A 22,395-nucleotide genomic window follows, 5' to 3' on the forward strand; every position below is an offset into this window, starting at 1 on the left:
AAGGTCGAAGTACTCACTTCGACCTTTTTGATTGTATAAACCTAACGCCAAGTTACTTTAAACGGGATTATCGATATCGATAAACGTAACATCCAACCCATGTTCAGAAGCTAACCACTCCCCTAGCGCTTTGACACCATATCTCTCGGTCGCATGATGCCCAGCGGCAAAGTAATGAATATTTTGTTCACGGGCTGTATAGGTGGTTCTTTCCGATACTTCCCCAGAAACAAAGGCATCTAAGCTGTGTGCGACGGCCAATTCGATAAAATCTTGTCCTCCCCCAGTACACCATCCAATAGTTTCTATTATTTTATCTTCATCATCTGGCGAGATATGGAGAGGCGCACGATTTAGGGCGTGCTCTATTTTTTGGGAAAACGCTTTACCAGACATAGGGGTACGCAATTTCCCGAACATAGCCACCGATTGAGCATGTCCTTCTAAGCCACCTTGAACGTCTATATCCAAGAGTTCAGCAAGGCGAGCGTTGTTCCCAAGCTCTGGATGAATATCCAACGGTAGATGATAACCATATAAGTTAATGTCGGACTTAATTAAGCTTCGGATGCGTTTGCCTTTCATGCCTTTGATAGGCTCGGGCTCCCCTTTCCAAAAGTATCCATGATGAACGAGTAAAGCATCGGCTTTTAATGCGATCGCCTTTTCAATCAACGCTTGAGAAGCCGTCACACCAGTCACGATGCGCTTTACTTCAGGTGTCCCTTCCACCTGCATACCATTCGGGCTGTAGTCTTTGAGCAAGTGAGGTGACAGCTTCTCGTTGAGAATCGATTCGAGCTGAAAATTGTTCATTTTATTCATCCGCTGATTTATCTGCTTTTAGCGCGTTTATAGCAATTTAAGGTTAGAATGTCGAAACGAAATGGAGAAAAATCAATGCTATCTAAACCCGAACTCAACAAACTCCTTCATTGGGTAGCCTCTACCCCAACTCTGTTCAATCTAAGTCCACCTGTATGTGAAAATTCTCCATTCTCGCAAGATATACCTTCCCGTATGAACGTTTATACTGGGAATCAACGCCTTGGCTTTGTCTATCAATATGCTTGTCGCTGTTTGTTCCAAACAAGCAGCAAATACAAGCTGTTAGGAGAAGAAATTCAACTGCAGCAAGATGGGCGCACACTGGGTTCCATCGACTTTATCCTTGAAAATAGAGAAAGCCAAACCATTGAACATTGGGAAGTCGCTATCAAATTTTATTTGCTTCATAACACGTTTTGGTATGGTCCCAACGCGAAAGACAGGCTTGATTTAAAACTCGATAGAATGCTGAGCCACCAACTGAAAATGTCGTCTTCTCAGGCATTCCAGCTCCAATGTCCAAAATGGAAAGATAGTAGTGAGCACTTGCTTATGCAAGGTAGACTTTATATAAACCCATTTCATGATGAAGACATTCCGCAAAATTGTCTCGACCATCCGATCAATCCATCACGTATTAAAGGTTATTGGTGCTATGACCATCAAAAACACCTTATTACTGACAAACTTTATGTCTTGGAAAAAAAAGATTGGGCGACGGGCAGGCGTGATGAATCGTTGTTGTTTACAGGGGAGATCAATAAGTTTGTGCATTGCCAATCGGAGAAAGGACAGTACTGGTTTATTGTTCACAACCAATGGCCTAACAACTGATTTATTTTTTGCTTATTGCATCAAACAAGGTGGCTTTCACCACCTTTTCAAAACATACTTCAGTGAATTATAAACCTGCGCTTTTAAACACTTGGTTTACGATTTCCTGAGCCTCTTCTTCAATGGCTTTTAGGTGCTCTTCACCTTTGAAGCTCTCACAGTAAATCTTGTAAATATCTTCGGTGCCTGATGGACGAGCAGCAAACCAACCATTTTCTGTGGTCACTTTTAAACCACCAATTGCCGCACCGTTACCAGGTGCATGAGTCAAACGCGCCGTAATTTCATCACCAGCCAATGTTTTGGCCGATACCATTTCAGGTGACAGTTTCTTCAGAATATTTTTTTGCTCAGTATTGGCAACGGCTTGAATCCTATTGTATTGGGATTCACCATGTTTCGCAGCCAGTTCTTCATAATACTCCTGAGGGTTCTTCCCCGTTACCGCTGTAATCTCAGCGGCAAGCAAGCAAAGAATAATGCCATCTTTGTCTGTGGACCAAGGTGTGCCATCCTTACGAAGGAAAGATGCCCCCGCACTTTCTTCACCACCAAAGCCAAACTCACCAGAATACAAACCATCAACAAACCATTTGAACCCAACAGGCACTTCGCATAGTGTGCGACCTAAGTCGGCAACAACACGATCAATCAATGCACTGGAAACCAATGTTTTCCCTACTGCAACATCCTTACCCCACCCCTCACGGTGACGGTATAAGTAATCAATACACACAGCAAGGAAATGGTTTGGATTCATGAGCCCTTTAGGCGTCACAATTCCATGCCGATCGTAGTCAGGGTCATTACCAAACGCGAGGTCATAATCATTTTTTAGCGCTAATAAGCTAGACATCGCATACGGCGATGAACAATCCATTCGAATCACGCCATCTTTATCAAGTGACATGAACTGGAAAGAAGGATCGATGGACTCACTCACTAGGGTAAGATCTAATGCGTACTCTTTAGCGATTTGACGCCAATAATCAATCCCAGATCCCCCGAGAGGATCCACTCCGATCTTAATATTTGCATTTTGAATGGCTTGCATGTCGATAACATTAACCAAGTCATCAATATATGGCTTAACCAAATCCACTTCTTTGAATAATTCAGATGCTTTAGCTTGAACCGAATGGATACGTTTAACGCCCTGCAAACCTTCAGCAATAAATACATTCGCTCGATCTTCGATTGCCTGAGTCAGTTCAGCTTCAGCAGGACCACCGTGAGTAGGGTTATATTTGATACCACCGTCTTGTGGTGGGTTATGCGAAGGCGTAATGACAATGCCATCTGCTTTTTCAGAATGCTTGAGGTTATGCGTCAAGATTGCATGTGAAATACCCGGCGTAGGTGTAAATCCGTTGTTTTCTTGAACAACTACCTCTACATCATTTGCAATGAGAACTTCAATAACACTGGTAAAAGCCGGTTCAGATAACGCGTGCGTGTCTTTACCTAAAAAGAGAGGACCTGTCGTCCCCTGCTCTTTACGAACGTCTGCAACTGCTTGAGCAATGGCAAGGATATGATGTTCATTAAAGGTGGATTTGTCTGAGGTGCCGCGATGACCTGACGTACCAAATTGAACACGATGTTCAGAATTGGATGGCTCAGGTTGAAGTAGAAAGTAATTAGCAACTAACGAAGGGATATTATGTAAATCTTCTTGCAGTGCTTTTTGCCCTGCTCGAGGATGGATAGCCATTTTTATTTTCCTTTTATTTTTCTTACCCACATAAACAAAACCTCACAATAACATTTAATGATGTCATCATGAGGCTTAAGTTATGCGCTTTTAAATTGCGTTACACACCTTTTCAATTAAGTCACCTTGAAAGCCCATACGAGTCATCAATTGGTCTACCATCTGGCGTTTCCGGTTTGTATTATTATTGGTGATGACCCAGAAAGGCGTATTAGGAATTTGGCGTGGTTTGGTTGTTTTCCCGCTAGCAAGTAACGTGTCTTCATTGTTAGCGAAATAGACTCGAGTACGACCTTTAACTTGAGTTGCTTCCGCAAAGTGATCGTTGTGAATGCCGTGAAGGGTCGATAATATCAGCATAAACCGATCAATTGCTTTGCCTTTACCTGCAAATTCATCAGAAATTAATAAAGAGCGAAGTACTTTGACACCGTCTACTGCCAAGTCCTTTCCTGCATCCTTACTGACTACAATTCCATTCACTGCTGGAGCCGGAGTCTCTACTGCTTTTGCTTTATCAGTCATCAACAAACGTCGAAGAATGTCAGATGCACTCTCCCCAATATGTTGGGTCTGACTGGCTATGTAACGGTATAAATCCTCATCAACCTCTATTGTTTTCATTCGCTTTTCACAATCTCTATGTTTAAACTCTGGGAGATTATAACCAGTTCTTCCGTGATACTCTACGGCAAACCCAACAAGATAAAGAGAAAATGTCATCACTTTTGAATTATAAGTTGCAGGGCGAAGGCTCAACGATTGTTCTTCTGCATGGATTGTTCGGCAACCTCGATAACCTTGGTCTACTTGCTCGTGATTTGATCCAAGATCATCAAGTGCTCACCGTCGATCTAAGAAATCATGGCTTATCCTTTCATAGCGATAGTCATACGTACGAAGAAATGGCAAGAGATGTCCAAGCCCTAATCCATCATTTGGGGTTAGATCATGTCACGTTAGTCGGGCATTCGATGGGCGGCAAAGTAGCAATGAAACTCGCTTCCATCCATGGTAAGCAGGTGAGGCATCTTGTTGTGTTGGACATGGCACCTGTCGCTTATACCCAAAGCAGACATGACAATGTGTTCGCGGGTTTACATGCAATAGAACAACAAAAACCCACCTCTCGCTCAGATGCCATGAAAGTTCTTTCTCAACACGTTGAAATAGAGGGTGTTAGGCAGTTTCTGGGGAAATCGCTTTACAAAGATGGCTCGCATCTAAGCTGGCGGTTTAATGTGAGGTCACTGTATAACAATTATAACAACATACTTACGTGGCATGAATTACCACCAGTAGAAATACCAACACTCTTTGTTAAAGGAGGACATTCCGACTATTTAACAGAAGAGCATCAAGAACAGATCCGCCGGCAGTTTCCGCTTGCAAAAGCCCACGTTATCTCTAATGCCGGTCATTGGTTGCACGCAGAGAAACCAAATGATGTTCTACGAGTATTGCGTCGCTTTATCTCAACATAGAAATCACTTTTGCGAACTCTCAATGTTTGATTCAGCCCTCGTTGCAAAGATAAATACCCATAATTTACAGCTATTGAAGAATCCTTCTCATTAACTTTGAGGCGTAAGAGTGGTATAGTGCGCTCAGAAATTTGACTACAAGGAACGTCATGCTCTACGACTATATCAATATGCTAGAGTCCATTGGGTTGGACCTTTTATTTGCAGCAATTTTCTTTTTTATAGGAATGGCAATAAAGGACGTATTGAAACAGGGGAATGTCCCGCCATTTGGGCGTCGTATAGTTTGGCTTGTCCTATTTTTAGGTTGTGCAGGGTTTATCGCAAAAGGTCTTATTCAGCTAAGCTGGGAGGGGACGGGTTTAGGTTAACCAACAAATACAACTTTAAGAATTCACCAAACAAAACTGTCACTATATGGGTACTGATTTTATGGCAAGTGTAGGACTCTTCTTTGGTAGCGATACAGGTAACACTGAAGCCGTTGCTAAGATGATTCAAAAGCAACTAAGTAAAAAACTGGTTCATGTTCAAGATATCGCTAAAAGTAGCAAAGAAGATATTGATAATTTTGACCTTTTGCTACTGGGTATTCCAACTTGGTATTATGGCGAAGCCCAATGTGATTGGGATGACTTTTTCCCAGAACTGGAACAAGTTGATTTTTCTACAAAGCTAGTGGCTATATTTGGTTGTGGCGATCAGGAAGACTACGCAGAGTATTTCTGCGATGCGATGGGCACGATCCGTGATATCGTGGAAGCAAAAGGCGGAACGGTTTTAGGCTACACGTCAACAGACGGATATGAGTTTGAAGCGTCTAAAGCACTCGTCGACGGTGATGAATCTCAATTCGTTGGTCTTTGTATTGATGAAGATCGCCAACCAGAATTGACCGAAGAAAGAGTAAAAAACTGGGTTGAACAAATCTTTGAAGAAATGTGCCTAGCCGAATTGGACGATTAATTCGTTTATTTTGAGTGCCTCCTGATCTGGAGGCATTTTTCTATTACGTCTGCATTTTCTATTACATCTATCGAAGCCTTATCTTCTTATCCTATACGAATACTTTCCTCTCCTCTCTCAAAAAGAGAGGCAAAATATTGAAAGCCAACTTAACGCGTTTTTGTGTGTAAATCTCACTCAGATCCTTATGCATAAAGTGGTATCAAACCGAAGCTGGTCTGACCTTGATATCCGTGATTTGAGGCATATTTACAAGCTTCCATTATTAACCCTTTGAACTTCGTGGTTTATTGTTACGTTTTACTAGCCTATAATGGAATTAACTACGACTTCTGTATTTTGCTGCAGAACCTCTACAGGAAAAAATATGCCAGACAATAACCAAGCCCTCAAAGAAGCAGGACTAAAAGTAACGCTTCCGCGTTTAAAGATCTTAGAAGTGCTTCAACAGCCAGATTGTCAACACATTAGCGCTGAAGACCTATATAAAAAATTGATCGATTTAGGTGAAGAAATTGGACTTGCTACTGTTTACAGAGTCTTAAACCAATTTGATGATGCTGGCATTGTTACTCGTCACCATTTCGAAGGTGGTAAATCTGTATTTGAATTATCAACCCAACATCATCATGATCATTTGGTGTGTTTGGATTGTGGCGAAGTCATTGAATTTTCTGATGACATCATTGAGGATCGTCAGAAACAAATTGCAGCAAGATACAATGTTGAATTAACAAATCACAGTCTGTACCTATATGGTAAATGTAGCGATGGTTCGTGTAAAGACAACCCAAGTGCTCATAAGCCTAAAAAATAGTCTGTATAGATGATAGGGAAGCCGAAGGTATGATTCTTCGGCTTTTTTTGTAATCGTTTAATATAGGTTTCAAACAATATACTTTGATTCCAGTCAAAAAAAAGAGGGCTCACGCGCTCTTTTTTTTTGATATAAATTAAGTCACTACTTAATTGGATTCAATTTTCGCCCAAGTATCTCTTAGCCCTACCGTCCTGTTAAAAACAAGATGATCATTAGATGAATCTTTCGAGTCTAAACAGAAATACCCTGTTCTCTCAAACTGATACCCTTGCTCCGGATTCGCTTTTGCCATGCTTGGTTCAACAACCCCTTTAAGCACTGTCAATGATTCAGGGTTAATCGTTGAAGCAAAGTCATCAACAGCTCCAGGGTTGGGAACGGAGAATAAACGGTCATACAGACGAATTTCCGCTGGAAGCCCTTTAGCCGCAGAAACCCAATGTATTACACCTTTCACCTTTCGACCATCGGAAGGGTTTTTACCAAGAGTTTCATCATCATACGAGCAGAAAATCGTGGTTATATTACCTTCAGCATCTTTTTCAATACGCTCAGCTTTAATAACATAAGCGCCACGTAAGCGAACCTCTTTACCTAAGATCAAACGCTTGTATTTCTTGTTCGCTTCCTCACGAAAGTCATCTTTTTCGATAAACAGTTCGCGAGTAAACGGTACTTCACGCTCCCCCATCTCAGGCTTGTTAGGGTGGTTAGCTATCAATAGGTTAGTGACTTGTCCTTCTGCAAAGTTCTCAATAACAACTTTAACTGGCTCCAAAACCGCCATCGCTCGAGGTGCACTTTCATTAAGATCATCGCGAATGCAGGATTCCAACGAGCTGAACTCGATCATGTTTTCTTGCTTCGTTACACCAATTCGTTTACAAAACTCTCGGATTGATGCTGGTGTGAATCCACGACGACGTAAGCCCGACACCGTTGGCATACGAGGATCATCCCAACCATTTACCAAGTTTTCTGAAACCAAGCGGCTAAGCTTGCGCTTAGACATGACTGTGTATTCCAAATTCAAGCGGCTGAATTCGTACTGACGTGGCTGGCAGTCGATTGTAATGTTGTCCAATACCCAGTCGTATAGGCGACGGTTATCTTGAAACTCTAATGAACAAAGGGAATGTGTAATACCTTCTATTGCATCAGAAATGCAATGCGTGAAATCGTACATTGGGTAAATGCACCATTTATCACCCGTTTGATGGTGTGTCGCAAAGCGCACACGGTAAAGAACTGGATCACGTAAAACAATAAAAGATGAAGACATGTCAATTTTAGCGCGTAGACACGCTTTGCCTTCTTCAAACCCACCGTCACGCATTTTTTCAAAAAGTACTAAGTTTTCTTCAACACTTCGGTCACGATATGGGCTTGGTCTACCTGGCTCCTTAAGTGTGCCACGGTATTCACGGATTTGCTCAGGACTTAGCTCATCAACATACGCTAAGCCTTTGTTAATTAATTCAACTGCATAACCGTATAGTTCATCAAAGTAGTTTGAGGAATAACAAACCTCCCCACTCCATTCAAAACCTAACCAGTTAACATCATTCTTAATCGACTCGACGTATTCGATATCTTCTTTTTCAGGGTTTGTGTCATCAAAGCGTAGATTACACTGTCCTTGATAGTCCTGAGCAATACCAAAATTAAGGCAAATAGATTTAGCATGACCGATGTGCAAGTACCCATTAGGCTCCGGCGGGAATCGAGTGCGCACGCTGCTATGTTTGCTTTCCGCTAAATCTTTATCAATGATTTGACGGATAAAGTTCGATGGACGAGCCTCAGCTTCACTCATCTAAACACCTCTATGTATTAAAGTATTGTCAGAATAGTTAATCACTAATGATCCACCATTCTTACGAGATACACAACTGCCTCAAACACTTTATTGCCAAATTTAGTTTTGATCGTCTAAAAAAAATGCCTCCCGTTAAAGGAGGCATTCGTATTCAAGATTTCTTAATCAGAGATTAAGGCAGTTTGACATCAGACAAATCTTCACTTGCACCAATGTTCTTCATTTCGCCAGCTACGATTTCAGCTAGTGGTCCTAGGATAACCTGAAGGTTGTTTTCACCTAGTTTCACTACACCTTTAGCACCAAGCTTCTTAAGTACAGCCTCGTCAGCTAAAGAACGATCTTTAAGCGTTAGACGTAGACGAGTGATACACGCGTCGATAGACGTTAAGTTCTCATGACCACCTAGAGCTTTTAGATATTGGCGAGCAAGGTCACCTTTTGGAGCATCGCCAGTTGCAGCAACGGTCTCTTCTTCATCTTCACGACCTGGAGTCTTCAGGTTGAATGCGCGGATAGCGAATGTGAATGTAACGAAGTATAGAGCAAACCACGCCAGACCTAGAGCAAGTAGCACTAGAGGCTTAGTTGCGATACCAAAGTTAAGTACGAAGTCGATTGCACCACCAGAGAACGTAAAGCCGTGTAGCGTGCCAAACATGTTTGCCACCACAAGAGCCAGACCTGTGAATGCTGCGTGTACTGCATATAGTGCTGGAGCTAGGAATACAAACATGAATTCCATTGGCTCAGTAACACCGGTTAGGAATGCACAGAAACCTACAGAGAACAAAGCACCAGAAACTTGAGCACGCTTCTCAGCTGGAGCAGCTAGGTACATTGCAAGAGCAGCACCAGGCAGACCAAACATCATAACCATGAAGAAGCCATTCATGAATACGCCAGCGCCTCTATCGCCTGCAAAGAAGCGGAATAGGTCACCAGACGCGACTGTTTCAGTCACTTCTTTAACAGTTGCAACGATTTCTGGAGTTACAGAGTTAGCAAAAGTAAACGTCGTTTCTTGACCAACAACTAGAGATTTTGCGATTTCTGGTGTTACACAAACTTTAGTTAGATCCAGAGCTTGACCAGCAGCCTGCGCACCTGTGATTAAGATTTCCTGACATGAACCTAAGTTGAACCAGAAAATGTTGTTCACGATATGGTGTAGACCGATTGGAATCAGTAGACGGTTAAGGAAGCCGTAAGCAAATTGACCAAAACCACCAGAAGAAGATACGCCTTGCGCTAGAGCATCAAGCCCAGATTGGATTGCAGGCCAAACCACGCCTAGTACTGCACCCAGTACAAGAGCGAAAAGACCAGCCATGATTGGCACTAGACGTTTGCCAGAGAAGAAGGCCAACCATTCAGGAAGACGAGTCGCATTGAACGCATTGTACGCGTGACCCGCTACGATACCCGCAAGAATACCACCGAATGCCTGAGTGTTGATGTCGGCATTGATTGTTGTTGCTGTTGCATTAGAAACGAAGTAAGCCACTGCACCAGCCAAACCAGCTGCACCGTGACCGTCTTTAGAAAGACCGATTGCGATACCAATTGCAAAGATAACTGGTAGGTTACCAAAAACCGCACCACCTGCTTGCGCCATGAAAGCGATATCAAGCACGTCACCTTGTCCCAAACGCAGTAATAAACCTGCTATTGGAAGCACTGCAATAGGAAGCATCAAAGCTTTACCTAATCTCTGCGCATATCCAAGTATATTCACCTTAAGTTCCCCCTATAGGATTTTTTTGTATTAGATTTGAGACACTTTTTTTAGTGGCTCAATTTAGTCGTAGTCAGTTTATGACATTAATTTTACTCCGCAAATTAAAACCTTTTCATTTGTGATCGTAATCACCCGTTTCGGGTAAGCGCAAAGGATTTTGCTAGCGAGATCATAAAACTTATTTTATCATCCAAAACAAATGCCAAGAGGCACCAAGATTTAATCATTCCCTGTATAAATTTGAGGTATCACCGTGAGATTAATTCCACTAAATACAGCCACTGATGTTGGCTTATGGTCCGCACGTCATATTATCAGTAGAATCAACAAGTTCCAGCCGACTGCGGATCGACCATTTGTCTTAGGATTACCAACTGGTGGTACACCATTAAACACTTACAAGCGTTTAATTGAACTTCATAAAGCCGGCGAAGTAAGTTTCAAACACGTGGTTACTTTCAACATGGATGAGTATGTTGGTCTTCCTTCTGATCACCCTGAGTCTTACCGCTCGTTTATGTACAATAACTTCTTTAATCATATTGATATTCAAGAAGAAAATATCAATCTTCTTAACGGTAACGCCGAAGATCAAGAAGCTGAATGTAAACGCTATGAAGATAAGATCAAATCTTATGGTCGTATCAACCTATTTATGGGTGGTGTTGGTAACGATGGTCACATCGCATTCAACGAACCAGCATCGTCTCTTTCTTCTCGCACACGCATTAAAACGCTAACTGAAGATACGCGCATTGCAAATTCTCGTTTTTTCGATGGCGACATTAGCCAAGTACCAAAATATTCATTGACTATCGGTGTAGGTACATTACTTGACGCTGAAGAAATCATGATCTTAATTACGGGTCACAATAAAGCACTTGCACTGGAAGCTGCGGTAGAGGGTTCTGTGAACCACCTATGGACAGTATCCGCACTACAACTTCACCCTAAGTCGGTTATCGTTTGTGATGAACCTTCGACTCAAGAATTAAAAGTGAAGACAGTGAAATACTTCCGAGAGCTAGAAGCAGAAAATACGAAAGATCTTAAGTAAGGGTTATTACACTATGTATGCGCTAACGAACTGTAAAATTTATACAGGTAGCGATGTCTTGGACAATCACGCCGTTGTCATTAACGGAGTCAATATTCATTCTGTCTGTCCTGTTACTGAGCTTCCTACTGACCTTGAAACCATTGACTTAGATGGCGCCAATGTCAGCCCGGGTTTTATCGACCTACAGCTAAACGGCTGTGGTGGTGTGATGCTAAATGACGAGATCACAGCTGAAACCATCCAAATCATGCACAAAGCGAACCTGAAATCGGGTTGTACTAGCTTTTTGCCAACGCTCATCACTTCTTCTGACGAGAATATGCGTCAGGCTATCGCGGCTGCACGTGATTACCATGCTAAGTATGAAAACCAATCTTTAGGTCTTCACCTTGAAGGCCCTTATCTGAATGTCATGAAGAAAGGCATTCACAGTGTCGACTACATTCGTCGCTCTGATGACAGCATGATCGACTTCATCTGTGAAAATGCCGATCTGGTGACGAAAGTGACACTGGCACCTGAACAGAATGATCCAGCACATATCGAAAAACTTCGAAAGGCGGGGATTGTTGTTGCGATCGGTCATACAAATGGTACGTACGCTGAAGCACGTAAAGGCTTTGAAGCGGGTATTACGTTTGCAACTCACCTGTTCAATGCAATGACCCCAATGGCGGGACGTGAACCTGGTGTTGTAGGGGCAATATATGATACTCCGGAAGTATACGCGGGCGTTATCGCCGATGGGTTCCACGTAGACTATGCAAACATTCGAATTGCTCACAAAATTAAGGGCGAAAAGCTCGTATTAGTGACCGATGCCACAGCTCCAGCAGGCGCTGATATGGATCACTTTATTTTTGTAGGTAAGAAAGTATATTACCGAGATGGCAAGTGTGTTGATGAAAATGGCACACTAGGCGGCTCAGCACTAACTATGATCGAAGCAGTTCAAAACACAGTTGAGCACGTGGGTATCGCTTTGGATGAAGCTCTACGAATGGCTACCTTGTATGCTGCGCGCGCAATTGGTGCAGAGAACAAACTTGGCCGAGTTAAAAAAGGTATGGTTGCTAACCTTGCTGTATTTGACCGTGACTTCAATGTCAAAGCGACAGTAGTTAACGGACAATACGAGCAAAATTAAGCATGAATGGCGGACAAATAGGTAACGTAGACTTAGTTAAACAACTTAACAGTGCAGCGGTTTACCGCTTGATTGATCAGCAAGGTCCTATTTCTAGGATTCAAGTTGCCGATGTAAGTCAGCTTGCTCCTGCAAGTGTTACTAAAATTACCCGCCAGCTATTGGAGCGCGGCCTAATTAAGGAGGTCGCGCAACAAGCTTCTACAGGTGGACGAAGAGCCATCTCTCTCACAACAGAAGTTGAACCCTTTCATTCAATCGCAATTCGTATCGGTCGTGATTATATTCATCTCAGCCTTTACAACCTCGGTGGTAGGGAGTTGGTTAATCACTACGCTCCTTTTATCTACCAAAACCAAACAGACTTAATGGAAGGTTTGATAGAACTAATACGAACCTTTATTGAGCAGCATAGAGATCGCATCGAGCAACTCATTGCCATTGGTATATCTTTACCTGGGCTCGTGAACCCCGAAACTGGTGTCGTAGAATACATGCCAAATACGGATATCGATAACCTTGCACTTGGCGACGTAGTACGAGATACCTTTAATGTAGAATGCTTCGTTGGTAATGATGTTAGAGGTATGGCACTGGCAGAACATTACTTTGGCGCAAGCCGGGATTGCCAAGACTCTATTTTGGTCAGTGTGCACCGTGGTACCGGTTCTGGCATTATTGTGAATGGGCAAGTATTCCTAGGATTTAACCGAAATGTTGGTGAAATAGGTCATATACAAATTGATCCTCTTGGCGAACAGTGCCAATGTGGCAACTTTGGCTGCCTTGAAACGGTAGCATCGAACCCTGCTATCTTGGAGCGCATCCGTAATCTCTTGAATAAAGGTTACAATTCAAGCCTTAGTAACATTACCACTCCCACGATGGAAGATGTTTGCCAACACGCTTTAAAAGGTGATGAATTGGCAAGCCAAAGCTTAGTTAAAGTTGGAAATCAGCTAGGAAAGGCCATCGCAATTACCATTAACCTATTTAATCCACAAAAAATCATCATTGCTGGTGATATTACAAAAGCACAGGATATTGTTTTTCCTGCAATAAGAAGAAATGTGGAAACCCAATCACTAAGAACTTTTCATTCCAGATTACCTATTGTAGCCTCGGAACTTGATCACCAACCTGCCATGGGAGCGTTTGCTATGATTAAGCGAGCAATGCTGAATGGCGTTTTATTACAAAAATTACTTGAAGAATAAAAGTTTGGTGGAAAAATACATTCTGACGCTGATGAAATGGGTCGTTTAAACGACCCATTTTTCTACCTGGCGATCAAGCGTAATGAATCGTTAATCCAACTACTAACTAAAAGCTGGCTTTCAATGGAACTCATTTTTATCTCAGTTGCTTTTCTCGCAGGTTTTGCGGCACTTAAATGCAACCTTCCCCCCCTGGTTGGTTTTTTACTTGCGGGCTTCGCTCTCAAGGCATTTGGTTACGAGAGCAACGACACAATTACGGCACTAGCCGACCTCGGTGTCACTCTTCTCTTATTTACCATAGGCTTAAAACTAGACGTAAAAACCTTATTAGCCAAAGAGATTTGGTTAGGAGCGACGGTACACAATATAATTTCTACCACATTTTTTACCACTGCTCTCCTTTTGCTTAAAACCCTAGGTGTCAGTACCCTTTCATCAATTGGATTAGAGCAGCTTGTCTTGCTTGGTTTCGCCCTTTCCTTTTCTAGTACGGTATTTGCCGTCAAGAGCCTTCAAGAGAAAGGCGAAATGAACGCAACTTACGGTACACTCGCTATTGGTATCTTGGTTATGCAAGATATCTTCGCCGTCGTGTTCCTAACAGCATCGACAGGTAAAATTCCAGAATGGTATGCGGTCGCATTGTTTATCCTACCACTCTTAAGACCTTTGTTCTTTAAAGCCCTTGATTGGGTTGGGCATGGAGAAATGCTCGTTTTATTTGGTATTTTCTTTGCACTGGTCGTTGGGGCGGGGCTCTTTCATATAGTTGGTATGAAGCCTGATCTCGGCGCACTGATCATGGGAATGATCTTAGCGGGTCACAAGAAAGCCTCAGAATTATCCAAGTCCTTACTCAATCTAAAAGAACTCTTCTTAGTCTGCTTCTTCCTAAACATTGGGTTGGCAGAGGAACCAACATTGACTGGTCTTTCTTTGGCTATCTTGTTTATGTTGCTACTGCCAGTCAAAGGCATTCTGTACTTCTTCACCATTAATTTCTTTAAGTTTAGAGTTCGTACGTCTTTGCTCGCTTCACTTACCTTGTTCAATTACAGTGAATTTGGGCTCATTGTTGGTGGTCTTGCATACAAAATGGGCTGGTTACCTGGCGATATTCTGGTTTCCATTGCGATTGCGGTATCCATATCCTTTGTGTTAGCAGCTCCAATCACCAGAGCCGGACATGAAATTTACCAACGAAGCGCCAAATGGTTAAAAGAAGCTGCTGCTGAAAAGCTTCATGCTAAAGATCAGTTAATTAATCCTGGTCATGCGCAAGTTTTGATTTTGGGAATGGGCAGGATTGGGACAGGCGCTTATGACGAGCTAAGAACTCGTTATGGGAAGATAAGCCTAGGCGTCGAAGTACGATCTGACGCAGCAGCCAACCACCGCTTTCAAGGGCGTAATGTCATTGAAGGCGATGCCACTGACCCCGATTTTTGGGAAAGAATACTCGATACCGCTAACGTAAAACTGGTATTACTTGCCATGCCCCACCACTTAGGAAACCAACTAGCCCTAAATCAACTGCAACGTAAAAAGTTCAAAGGGCAAATTGCCGCCATTGCAGAGTATTCCGATCAGTTAGAAGAGTTGACTGAATTGGGTGTTGATGCCGCTTTCAATATATACAATGAGGCAGGTAGCGGATTTGCAAGACACGTATGCGAGCAGCTTAAACCTAATTTTAAGGTATAAGTGATCAATCTTAATGCATAAGTACCGGCTGCTAAGCCGGTATTTTCCTGTAAGTCGCACAAAAAACAGCCTAGAATAGAACTCATTCACCAAACAGCCATAAATTTTAGATTTTTTTTAATAAAAAGCATTTTAATAAAATCAATTTAAAGTTAGATGTTGCTTTTTTTATTGATCATGGCAAATTAAATTCAAAAGATTAAAACGGATTTAATTGAGGTAATGGTATGTGTTCAGTATTTGGTATCTTAGATATAAAAAGTGATGCGGCAGCATTAAGATCGGTTGCTTTGCAAATGTCTAAGAAACTTCGTCACCGAGGTCCAGATTGGTCCGGTATATATTCTTCAGAGCGTGCGATCTTAGCTCATGAAAGACTCGCCATTGTAGGTTTAAACAGCGGCGCACAACCTTTATATAGCCAAGACAAGAAACACATTCTTGCCGTCAACGGCGAAATCTATAATCACAAAGAGCTTCGAGCAAAATACGAAGGCAAGTTCGATTTTCAAACGGATTCAGACTGTGAGGTTATCTTAGCTCTATACCAAGAACTAGGCGCTGAACTACTAGAAGAACTCAACGGCATTTTTGCATTCGTTCTTTATGATGAAGAAAAAGACACTTACTTAGTTGGCCGCGATCATATCGGTATCATTCCTCTTTATCAGGGGTATGATGAACATGGAAATTACTATGTCGCATCTGAAATGAAGGCTTTGGTTCCGGTTTGTAAAACCATCAGCGAATTCCCTCCAGGCTGCTTCTACGGAAGTGCTGATACGGAACCCCAGCGTTACTACACACGTGACTGGAACGAATATGCAGCAGTGCAAGGTAACTCCACCAGCAAAGAAGAGCTCACCCAAGCCCTTGAAGATGCAGTAAAACGCCAATTAATGACAGATGTGCCATACGGTGTGCTTCTTTCAGGTGGCTTGGATTCCTCCATCACTTCGGCGGTCGCTAAGCGATTTGCTGCTATGCGTATCGAAGATGATGAAAAGTCAGAAGCATGGTGGCCACAGCTCCACTCATTTGCAGTCGGCTTAGAGGGGGCACCAGACTTAAAAGCAGCACGTGAAGTTGCAGACAAAATAGGTACGGTTCACCACGAAATGACCTATACCATACAGGAAGGCTTGGATGCGATCCGCGACGTGATCTACCATATCGAAACCTACGATGTCACAACGATTCGTGCGTCTACCCCTATGTTTTTAATGGGTCGCAAGATCAAAGCAATGGGCATCAAGATGGTGCTTTCAGGTGAAGGGGCAGATGAAATATTCGGTGGTTACTTGTATTTCCACAAAGCACCAAACGCCAAAGAGTTCCACGAAGAAACCGTAAGAAAGCTATTGGCACTCAACATGTTCGACTGTGCTCGCGCTAACAAATCACTTGCCGCATGGGGAGTGGAAGGTCGTGTCCCATTCCTAGATAAAGAATTTATCGATGTCGCAATGCGATTAAACCCTGAAGATAAAATGTGTGGCAACGGAAAAATGGAGAAGCACATTTTACGTGAGTGTTTCGAACATTACTTACCAGACTCCATCGCTTGGCGTCAAAAAGAACAATTTTCTGATGGTGTAGGTTACGGATGGATAGATTCTTTGAAAGAAGTTGCCGAGGAAAAAGTCACCGATCAGCAAATGGAAACGGCAGCTTATCGCTTTCCTTATAACACACCAGCAACAAAAGAAGGGTATGTATACCGAGAGATTTTTGAGGAGCTTTTCCCATTAGAATCAGCAGCGAAATGTGTGCCAGGAGGTCCTTCTGTCGCATGTTCGTCCGCGAAAGCCATTGAGTGGGATGAGTCATTCCAGAATTGCATAGATCCTTCAGGTCGTGCGGTAAAAGCCGTTCATAACGACGCGTACTAAAAGCCCATACAATGAGAAATACAATAAAGGCGCTATTCAGCGCCTTTATTTTCTTCCCAATTCAGTAACTCATTTTCAACACTCACTTTAACAGGGCGGTTGATCATCTCCACCAACAAAAATGAGCGTTTATCGCCATCAGGTTCTTCATAAATAGCCGTAATGCCAGCAAATTGTCCTTCTTCAATCTTAACTTTCTGACCTTTTTCAGGCTCTGGGAGCTTAATGCAATTGTTCTCCTGCTTTTCTAAAAGACGCAACTCGTAGATTAAATCACCTTCCAGTTCATATGGCAGGGCACCAAGGCGGATAAAATCGACCACCCCTCGGGTGGACCGAACGGACGTAAAACTCGGACCAACCTGATAATCAAATCGAATAAAAATATAACAAGGAAACAAAGGCTCTTTTACTGTCTGTTTCTTGTTTCGAAGTATTTTCTCAACTTCTATTTCGGGAAAGTAACACTCTACTCCCTGATTTTCGAGATGAAGTTTAGCGCGCGCTTGTTCACCTCGTTTGCAATATAAGAGATACCAACGTTTCATTAAAATAACCAAACTGTCTAACCTATTTCTCAGCAAACATGTTTAGACAGAGAAACAGATTATTAATTATCTGTAGGTTAACCTATTTTCATGGTCAACCTTTTTTATAGCAATCAAACTAATTTATACAAATACATGACAAATTAAAGCCTGTAATACCGCGAATCATTCGTACTGAAAGGTACGTTTGAAGCTAGTTATAGATGATACCACTTTCATTTATCAGCCTAAATGCAATATTGAAAACAAAAATTACGGCATTAGGGCATTCTATTCAGGATTATTGTGGACTTCTTTTAACTGCCAACAGCAGTAAAGAGGGTTCAAACTAGAAGAAGAGACATGATCCTTTAAAGTCGATTACCATTCGATTTTTAAGAGAATTTTAATTACCAAATCGAGTGAAAAAGCACTGAAATGAGAAGTGAATTGTTTAAGGCTGCGTTGAAGACAGCCTTAAGAAAATATTTTAATCGTTAGCGAAGGTAAGGCTTAAGTATATCTACCATCATATCAATATGGCTAGAATGGTCATTTAAACAAGGTATGTACTGATAATTTTCGCCTCCAGCCTCCATAAAAATCCCCCTGTTTTCCTCCGCGACCTCTTCAAGCGTTTCAAGACAATCAACGGAAAAAGCAGGCGTAATAATTTGAAGTTTTTTGATTCCCCGAGAGGGTAATGCTTTCACGGTTTCATCGGTATAAGGTTGCAACCATTCTTCTCGCCCAAAGCGAGACTGATAGGTCATCCCCATTTGCGCGTCTGTAAGACCAAGCTCTTTTGCTAGTAGCCGTGTGGTTTCCTCACAATGCTGAGGATAGATATCACCATTATCCGCGTAGCGTTTGGGTATACCGTGATAAGAGCAAAGCAAATACTCAGACTGACCGTTTTCCTTCCAATGGGCTCGAACACTGCTTGCGAGTGCCTTGATGTACATTGGATGGTTATGGTAGTCACGAATAATTGTATAACCTGGGATTTCAGGCAAGCCCTTAAAGGCTTTTGCCAAACCATCAGATACTGCGGCTGTAGTTGTTGATGAGTATTGTGGGAACAATGGCAAGACTACAATTTCCTTACAGCCTTGCGCCATTAGGCGACCAACGCCATCTTGTAAGCTAGGATTGCCGTAGGTCATTCCCAACTCCACAGGCATATCTAGTGACATTTCTAACGCCTTCACTTGACGCTTTGAATAGACCATCAATGGCGAGCCCTCGTCCATCCACACAGATTGGTATAGTTTCGCAACCTTGGGCGATCGTATTGGTAGAATCACGCCATGTAATATTGGGCACCATAACCAACGAGTGAGATCAACGACACGCTTGTCCATTAGAAACTGAGCTAAAAATCGTTTTACAGCAGGCGCTGTCGGCGCATCGGGTGTCCCTAAGTTCGCCAACAAAATGCCTTGTTTGGGCATGTTTTCCATATTTTTCCAATTGTAGGTTGAAAATGACACTCAAGAAACCTGACGCTCAAGTCTCTTACAGGCATTGAAGCCAATATACGTCGTTAATTTTAGAGATATACGAACTTCAAAGCGAGTTGGATTAATCCTTTTGGCATAAAAACTTGTTTTTTTCGCAGATTTGGGGAAATCAAAAATAAATAAAGCGGTCATTATGACCGCTTTAACTCCATCAAGATACTGAAAAATACGTCGATTAAGAGAGCGCTTTTTCGATATCTGAACTCACTTCAGAGACCTGCTTAGTTCCATCAAATTTCAGGTACTTGGTATCACCAGCTTCCGCTGCTTTTCCATAATACTGAATAAGTGGAGCCGTTTGCTCATGGTAAACACCTAAACGAGCTCGTACCGTTTCTTCTTTGTCATCATCACGTACGACCAAATCTTCACCTGTGACGTCATCTTTACCTTCAACCTTAGGTGGGTTGTATACCACATGGTAAGTACGACCAGATGCTAAGTGGGCACGACGACCAGACATACGCTCGACAATCACGCTGTCTGCAACATCAAATTCGATGACATAGTCTACATCCACACCCATTTCTTTCAAGCCGTCCGCTTGTGGAATGGTGCGCGGGAAGCCGTCCAGAAGGAAGCCTTTTTCACAGTCACTTTCTGTAATACGCTCCTTGATTAGCCCAAGAATAATATCATCAGAAACAAGCTGACCTGCATCGATCACTGCTTTCGCTTGTTTACCAAGCTCAGTGCCCGCTTTGATAGCCGCACGTAGCATGTCACCAGTAGAAATTTGTGGAATACCATATTTTTCCATGATGAATTGAGCTTGCGTGCCTTTACCTGCACCTGGAGCACCTAGAAGAATGATGCGCATGTTGGATCCTCTTAATATTTTAAATTTATACCGAAGCTCACAGCTTGAACGGTAAGTTTCGGTATAACTGCTTTACGAGGCGTTAGACCTCAATGAAATCGGGCGTGAATATATCATACATAAACAGATATTTTCGACCCTTGCCTATCTGGCTACTCAAAAAGTGACCAAAATCTAATTACCAAAGGTGATTTAAAGCGACATTATCAGCTTAAGTGACCTCAATTTGGGGTATGGGACGAACCAATCCCTTATTCTGAGCTCAGGTAGTAAACCCCGCTTAAAAAGCGGGGTTTACGTTCAGTGTGACTCAGTGATGGCGTTTCGACCATTACACCTTAGTCAAAAGCTGGTTCACGGCACGTACATATTGCGTTGGATCTTCCAAAGCACCACGCTCAGCAAGCATAGCCTGCCCAAGCAAGACTTCCACCCAGCGACCAAATAGTTCTTCGTCGGCTTCATCCGCCATACGCTTAACCATATCGTGCTCAGGGTTCAGCTCAAAGATGTACTTCACTGCAGGGACGGCCTGACCAGCCGCTTCTAGCAACTTCGCCATTTGCGTACCCATTTCAAAGTCATCCGTGACCACAACCGCAGGTGTAGACGCTAATTTGAACGTAGTGCGAACCTCTTTCACACGATCACCAAGGTAGGATCGAGTGCGTTCGACAACAGACTTAAACTCTTCTTCCGTTTCTTTCTGCTTTTCTTTTTCTTCTTCGTCTTCAAACTTGCTAAGATCTAAACCCGCTTTGGTAATGGACTGGAACTGCTTACCATCGAACTCTGTTAGGTAGTTCATTAGCCATTCGTCGATGCGATCAAACATCAATATGACTTCAATGCCTTTCGCTTTAAACTGCTCTAAATGCGGGCTATTTTTCGCCGCAGCATAGCTGTCCGCCGTTAGGTAGAAGATCTTATCTTGACCTTCTTTCATGCGCTCGACATAAGACTCTAGAGACACTGTTTGTTCTGAGTTGTCCACTTCGGAAGAAGCAAAACGCATCAAGCCAGCAATTTTCTCTTTGTTAGAGAAATCTTCAGCAGGACCTTCTTTCAGCACCAAGCCAAATTCTTTCCAGAAAGACAAATATTGTTCTTCATCTTTCTTCGCCATTTTCTCTAGTAGCCCTAAGACACGTTTGGTGCAGGCACCACGCAAAGACTGAGTCACTTTATTGTCTTGCAGGATTTCACGCGATACGTTCAATGGAAGGTCATTTGAATCGATTAAACCACGAACAAAACGCAGGTAGCTAGGCATAAACTGCTCAGCATCATCCATAATGAAAACACGTTGGACATACAACTTTAGACCACTCTTATGGTCACGATTCATCATATCCCAAGGTGCTTTGGCGGGGATGTACAACAAGCTTGTGTAATCGTTTTTGCCTTCAACCTTATTATGGCTCCACGTCAGCGGATCAGCAAAATCATGAGCAATATGCTTATAAAACTCGTTGTATTCTTCGTCTGAAATATCAGATTTGCTGCGCGTCCAAAGAGCTTGCGCTTTGTTAATTTGTTCCCATTTGGTTTCGTCTGTTTCTTTCCCTTCGTCGTCTTTAACGTGAGTAAGAATAGATACAGGAATACCAATATGATCGGAATATTTGCTGATCACATCGCGAAGACGGTATTCAGAAAGGAATTCTTTACCCTCGTCACGCATGTGAAGCACGATATCTGTACCACGAGATTCCTTAGTAATGCTTTCGATGGTGTATTCACCTTCACCAGCAGAGTGCCATTGTACAGCCTCATCATTTGAAAGACCGGCGGCACGAGTGCGAACAGTCACAGCATCAGCCACAATGAACGCTGAATAGAAACCCACACCAAACTGACCAATCAATTGAGAATCTTTACTTTGGTCTTCAGATAACTTTGAAAAGAAGTCTGCCGTTCCCGATTTCGCAATGGTACCTAAATGTTCAATAACATCATCTCGGCTCATGCCAATACCGTTGTCAGAGATAGTTAGGGTATTTGCGTCGGCATCGAACGACAGTTTAACACCTAATTCAGCGTCGCCCTGATACAATTCAGCATCTGATAGCGCTTGAAAGCGCAATTTATCGGCAGCATCCGAAGCATTAGAAATTAGCTCTCGTAAGAAGATTTCTTTATTCGAATATAGAGAATGAATCATCAAATGAAGCAATTGTTTTACTTCAGATTGAAAGCCTCGAGTTTCTTTATTGTGTGTTGTTGTCTCGCTCATCTTCACTCCAAAACTAGACATTTAGATAAGTAGAATTGAAAACCAGGAACTTTCTTTATG

General features: G+C 42.5%; 19 protein-coding genes. 10 read left to right on the plus strand and 9 right to left on the minus strand.

What is annotated here, in order from left to right; genetic code table 11:
- Nucleotides 1–57: 57 nt before the first annotated feature.
- Nucleotides 58–816, minus strand: coding sequence for a Nif3-like dinuclear metal center hexameric protein (locus tag HC752_RS19435; protein WP_190336860.1), 759 nt, complete (start codon nucleotides 814–816; stop codon nucleotides 58–60).
- A gap of 57 nt (nucleotides 817–873) precedes the next feature.
- On the opposite strand from HC752_RS19435, the gene HC752_RS19440 reads away from it, so the two are divergent.
- Nucleotides 874–1,662 carry a DUF1853 family protein gene (locus HC752_RS19440; protein ID WP_446751451.1) on the plus strand — a complete coding sequence of 263 codons (789 nt, stop codon included), beginning with the start codon at nucleotides 874–876 and terminating at the stop codon, nucleotides 1,660–1,662.
- A 67-nt stretch (nucleotides 1,663–1,729) separates the two neighbouring features.
- Here the strand turns inward: HC752_RS19440 and pgm are convergent, their stop codons facing one another.
- Both pgm and seqA read right to left on the minus strand, forming a co-directional pair.
- Nucleotides 1,730–3,376, minus strand: coding sequence for a phosphoglucomutase (alpha-D-glucose-1,6-bisphosphate-dependent) (gene pgm / locus HC752_RS19445; RefSeq protein WP_190336862.1), 1,647 nt, complete (start codon nucleotides 3,374–3,376; stop codon nucleotides 1,730–1,732).
- 90 nt (nucleotides 3,377–3,466) lie between these two features.
- Entirely contained in the window at nucleotides 3,467–4,000 is a 534-nt protein-coding gene (gene seqA / locus HC752_RS19450) for a replication initiation negative regulator SeqA (protein ID WP_190336863.1), read from the minus strand.
- 92 nt (nucleotides 4,001–4,092) lie between these two features.
- Between seqA and HC752_RS19455 the strand changes: the two genes are divergently transcribed.
- The 4 genes from HC752_RS19455 to fcrX all read left to right on the plus strand — a co-directional run bounded on the left by HC752_RS19455 (nucleotide 4,093) and on the right by fcrX (nucleotide 6,643).
- Nucleotides 4,093–4,860: an alpha/beta fold hydrolase gene (locus HC752_RS19455; protein ID WP_190336864.1), complete on the plus strand. Its 768-nt coding sequence runs from the start codon at nucleotides 4,093–4,095 to the stop codon at nucleotides 4,858–4,860.
- Between the two features lie 149 nt (nucleotides 4,861–5,009).
- Nucleotides 5,010–5,231: a DUF2788 domain-containing protein gene (locus tag HC752_RS19460; protein WP_101113511.1), complete on the plus strand. Its 222-nt coding sequence runs from the start codon at nucleotides 5,010–5,012 to the stop codon at nucleotides 5,229–5,231.
- Between the two features lie 61 nt (nucleotides 5,232–5,292).
- A complete protein-coding gene (fldA, locus tag HC752_RS19465) occupies nucleotides 5,293–5,826 on the plus strand; it encodes a flavodoxin FldA (protein ID WP_190336865.1) in 534 nt (177 codons plus the stop codon).
- A gap of 367 nt (nucleotides 5,827–6,193) precedes the next feature.
- Nucleotides 6,194–6,643 carry a ferric iron uptake transcriptional regulator FcrX gene (gene fcrX, locus HC752_RS19470; RefSeq protein ID WP_190336866.1) on the plus strand — a complete coding sequence of 150 codons (450 nt, stop codon included), beginning with the start codon at nucleotides 6,194–6,196 and terminating at the stop codon, nucleotides 6,641–6,643.
- A gap of 148 nt (nucleotides 6,644–6,791) precedes the next feature.
- Here fcrX and glnS read toward each other — a convergent pair whose 3' ends face one another.
- Together glnS and nagE are read right to left on the minus strand one after the other, a co-directional pair.
- Nucleotides 6,792–8,462 (minus strand): glutamine--tRNA ligase, encoded by a 1,671-nt coding sequence (gene glnS, locus HC752_RS19475; protein ID WP_190336867.1) that lies wholly within the window; start codon nucleotides 8,460–8,462, stop codon nucleotides 6,792–6,794.
- A 175-nt stretch (nucleotides 8,463–8,637) separates the two neighbouring features.
- The gene (gene nagE, locus HC752_RS19480; RefSeq protein WP_190336868.1) at nucleotides 8,638–10,203 is read right to left on the minus strand and encodes an N-acetylglucosamine-specific PTS transporter subunit IIBC; all 1,566 of its coding nucleotides are present in this window, start codon (nucleotides 10,201–10,203) and stop codon (nucleotides 8,638–8,640) included.
- 256 nt (nucleotides 10,204–10,459) lie between these two features.
- Between nagE and nagB the strand changes: the two genes are divergently transcribed.
- The 5 genes from nagB (at nucleotide 10,460) to asnB (ending at nucleotide 17,229) form a co-directional block, all read left to right on the plus strand.
- Nucleotides 10,460–11,263: a glucosamine-6-phosphate deaminase gene (gene nagB / locus HC752_RS19485; RefSeq protein ID WP_190336869.1), complete on the plus strand. Its 804-nt coding sequence runs from the start codon at nucleotides 10,460–10,462 to the stop codon at nucleotides 11,261–11,263.
- Nucleotides 11,264–11,276: 13 nt separating this feature from the next.
- Nucleotides 11,277–12,413: an N-acetylglucosamine-6-phosphate deacetylase gene (nagA, locus tag HC752_RS19490; protein WP_190336870.1), complete on the plus strand. Its 1,137-nt coding sequence runs from the start codon at nucleotides 11,277–11,279 to the stop codon at nucleotides 12,411–12,413.
- A gap of 2 nt (nucleotides 12,414–12,415) precedes the next feature.
- The gene (gene nagC, locus HC752_RS19495; protein ID WP_190336871.1) at nucleotides 12,416–13,630 is read left to right on the plus strand and encodes a DNA-binding transcriptional regulator NagC; all 1,215 of its coding nucleotides are present in this window, start codon (nucleotides 12,416–12,418) and stop codon (nucleotides 13,628–13,630) included.
- Nucleotides 13,631–13,753: 123 nt separating this feature from the next.
- Nucleotides 13,754–15,337, plus strand: coding sequence for a cation:proton antiporter family protein (locus HC752_RS19500; protein ID WP_190336872.1), 1,584 nt, complete (start codon nucleotides 13,754–13,756; stop codon nucleotides 15,335–15,337).
- Nucleotides 15,338–15,564: 227 nt separating this feature from the next.
- Nucleotides 15,565–17,229 carry an asparagine synthase B gene (gene asnB, locus HC752_RS19505; protein WP_190336873.1) on the plus strand — a complete coding sequence of 555 codons (1,665 nt, stop codon included), beginning with the start codon at nucleotides 15,565–15,567 and terminating at the stop codon, nucleotides 17,227–17,229.
- Nucleotides 17,230–17,261: 32 nt separating this feature from the next.
- Here the strand turns inward: asnB and rfaH are convergent, their stop codons facing one another.
- The 4 genes from rfaH to htpG all read right to left on the minus strand — a co-directional run bounded on the left by rfaH (nucleotide 17,262) and on the right by htpG (nucleotide 22,335).
- Nucleotides 17,262–17,777 (minus strand): transcription/translation regulatory transformer protein RfaH, encoded by a 516-nt coding sequence (gene rfaH / locus HC752_RS19510; RefSeq protein WP_190336874.1) that lies wholly within the window; start codon nucleotides 17,775–17,777, stop codon nucleotides 17,262–17,264.
- 476 nt (nucleotides 17,778–18,253) lie between these two features.
- Nucleotides 18,254–19,219 (minus strand): ferrochelatase, encoded by a 966-nt coding sequence (gene hemH, locus HC752_RS19515; RefSeq protein WP_190336875.1) that lies wholly within the window; start codon nucleotides 19,217–19,219, stop codon nucleotides 18,254–18,256.
- Nucleotides 19,220–19,454: 235 nt separating this feature from the next.
- Nucleotides 19,455–20,099 carry an adenylate kinase gene (adk, locus tag HC752_RS19520; protein WP_190336876.1) on the minus strand — a complete coding sequence of 215 codons (645 nt, stop codon included), beginning with the start codon at nucleotides 20,097–20,099 and terminating at the stop codon, nucleotides 19,455–19,457.
- 331 nt (nucleotides 20,100–20,430) lie between these two features.
- Nucleotides 20,431–22,335: a molecular chaperone HtpG gene (gene htpG / locus HC752_RS19525; RefSeq protein ID WP_190336877.1), complete on the minus strand. Its 1,905-nt coding sequence runs from the start codon at nucleotides 22,333–22,335 to the stop codon at nucleotides 20,431–20,433.
- Nucleotides 22,336–22,395: the final 60 nt, after the last annotated feature.

Source organism: Vibrio sp. S9_S30, from assembly GCF_014694455.1.
Taxonomy (GTDB): domain Bacteria; phylum Pseudomonadota; class Gammaproteobacteria; order Enterobacterales; family Vibrionaceae; genus Vibrio.